Origin of the sequence: Oscillibacter sp. CU971 (assembly GCF_905219725.1) — a bacterium.
Taxonomy (GTDB): domain Bacteria; phylum Bacillota; class Clostridia; order Oscillospirales; family Oscillospiraceae; genus Oscillibacter.
Genome location: NZ_CAJMXG010000414.1, coordinates 1 through 1,894 on the forward strand (window position 1 = coordinate 1; position 1,894 = coordinate 1,894).

3 protein-coding genes are annotated in these 1,894 nt (G+C 54.5%); all 3 read left to right on the top strand.

What is annotated here, in order from left to right; translation table 11 throughout:
• Positions 1–194 (top strand): hypothetical protein (locus tag JX325_RS16010; protein WP_204792044.1); only part of this gene is annotated, 194 nt, incomplete at its 5' end.
• Between the two features lie 172 nt (positions 195–366).
• On the top strand, positions 367–963 hold the full coding sequence (locus JX325_RS16015; protein ID WP_204792045.1) for a recombinase family protein: 597 nt from the start codon (positions 367–369) through the stop codon (positions 961–963).
• A gap of 377 nt (positions 964–1,340) precedes the next feature.
• Positions 1,341–1,535 carry a hypothetical protein gene (locus tag JX325_RS16020; RefSeq protein ID WP_204792046.1) on the top strand — a complete coding sequence of 65 codons (195 nt, stop codon included), beginning with the start codon at positions 1,341–1,343 and terminating at the stop codon, positions 1,533–1,535.
• The last annotated feature ends 359 nt before the right edge of the window (positions 1,536–1,894 follow it).

A 1,894-nucleotide genomic window follows, 5' to 3' on the forward strand; every position in this document is an offset into this window, starting at 1 on the left:
CCTTTCCTTTATTTTATCACATCTTCTATTATTTCGGGGGATTAAATCAGCGTTTCCCTAAACAAAGAGTAAAAACCTTCCCCTCGCTCTGCTTTCCACGGGACGAAGAGAGAAATGCAAGTGTGAAGTTTCAGATAACCCTGTCCGATGCCCCTAGCTTTTTGTCAGGAACAGCAATATATTATTCGGTTTGAGAGGAGGTGAAAGAATTGAGACGGAGGAAAAAGGGTATCCCCAATTATACCAAAACGGCTGTTTCTCTATTGCGGGAAGCGGCTGTTTTCCTTTCCTCCGGGAAAATTCTAAATTGTGCGAAATCATAGCTCCTTTAAAATAGGACTATCACCGAAAAGGAGGAGCGAGCCTATGACTACATACGGATATGTAAGAGTTTCAACCAGAGAACAGAACGAGGAGCGGCAGCTGATTGCCATGGCGGAATTCGGCGTGGCGGCGGAGCACATTATCCTGGACAAGCAGAGCGGCAAGGACTTTGATCGCCCCGGCTATCGGCGGCTGGTGCGAAAGCTAAAAGCCGGGGACACTCTCGTCATCAAGAGCATCGACCGGCTAGGACGGGACTATAAGGAAATTCTGGAGCAGTGGCGGCTGCTGACAAAAGAGAAGCAGGCAGCCATCGTGGTGCTGGACATGCCGTTGCTGGACACCCGCCAGGGGCGGGATCTCATCGGGATGCTGATCGCCGACATCGTTCTCCAACTGCTGAGCTACGTGGCCCAGACGGAGCGGGAGTTCAGCCGGCAGCGGCAGGCGGAGGGCATCGCGGCGGCGAAGGCCAGGGGCGTCCGTTTCGGACGCAAGGCCAAGGACCGGGGCGAGAATTACGAAAGCGTTGTGGCAGCCTGGAGACGGGGTGAAATGTCTGACCGGACCGCAGCGAGGGAACTGGGCGTAGCCCACGGGACCTTTCAACGGTGGCGCAAGGAAGAATTCGGCCCATAAACCCTGGGTTGCAATCCACTCAAAGCAAGCCATGATTTCAAGCGGGATTTGCCGTTTTTGCCGAACGGTAAGTCTTACTTTTGTTGATTTTCATAGGATAATTCTATCACAGCCTTTTCAAAAATGCAACCGGAAAATGGCTCACAACGTAGGCTTTATTAGCCGCTCCGACCTCTGTTGTTTTAGGAGCCACAGGGTGCCATTATCTGTCAGGCAAAGCCGGGAGGGTACAGCAGATGGCGTTAAAATCAGGATTCGTCCTCAGTTTCAAAACACCGCCGCAAAAGCCTCTCACAGGCGGAGGCCGTGGAAATTAAGGGCCACAGCCGGAAAAAATCGGCCTCACCGGCCAGCGGTACGGAAAGCTGACGGTCTTAGTGCCCGCGGAGAACGTGGGCAGCCGGACGGCGTGGCTGTGCCGGTGCGGTTGCGGGCGGGAGACGGCGGTCTGGACCAATCGTCTGCGCAACGGGCACACCGCCGGCTGCGGCTGCCTCGCCGCCGGGCGGGAGAACGGCTTGCCGGGCCTGACCTACGTGGACGGGCACCTGCGCGGAGATGCTGGCGGCTAAGACCGTGCGGCGGATCAACATCAGCGGCGTCCCCGGCGCGGATTGGCGGGCCTTATGATTTGCTTCAAGGGCAAGCGGGCTACGTCCTCTTTGAGGACGCCGTAAAGGCCCGAAAGAGGGGGATTCTCTGAATGGTTTTCCATGTTCAGCTTTATGGATGACTGAGCAAACTTATATATGTGTGGGGGTAAAAGAGATGAATGTATTGTTGATTGGAGGGCCCTGCCAGCTGATGGATACGATGGTCGATGTTCTGTATACAAACGGCCATAAATCCTATCTGCTTATGGTAGGGGGGAAGCATACATATGCTTACCGGCATGCGTTTGACAAATACCGTTTTTCCTATGACGACGAGA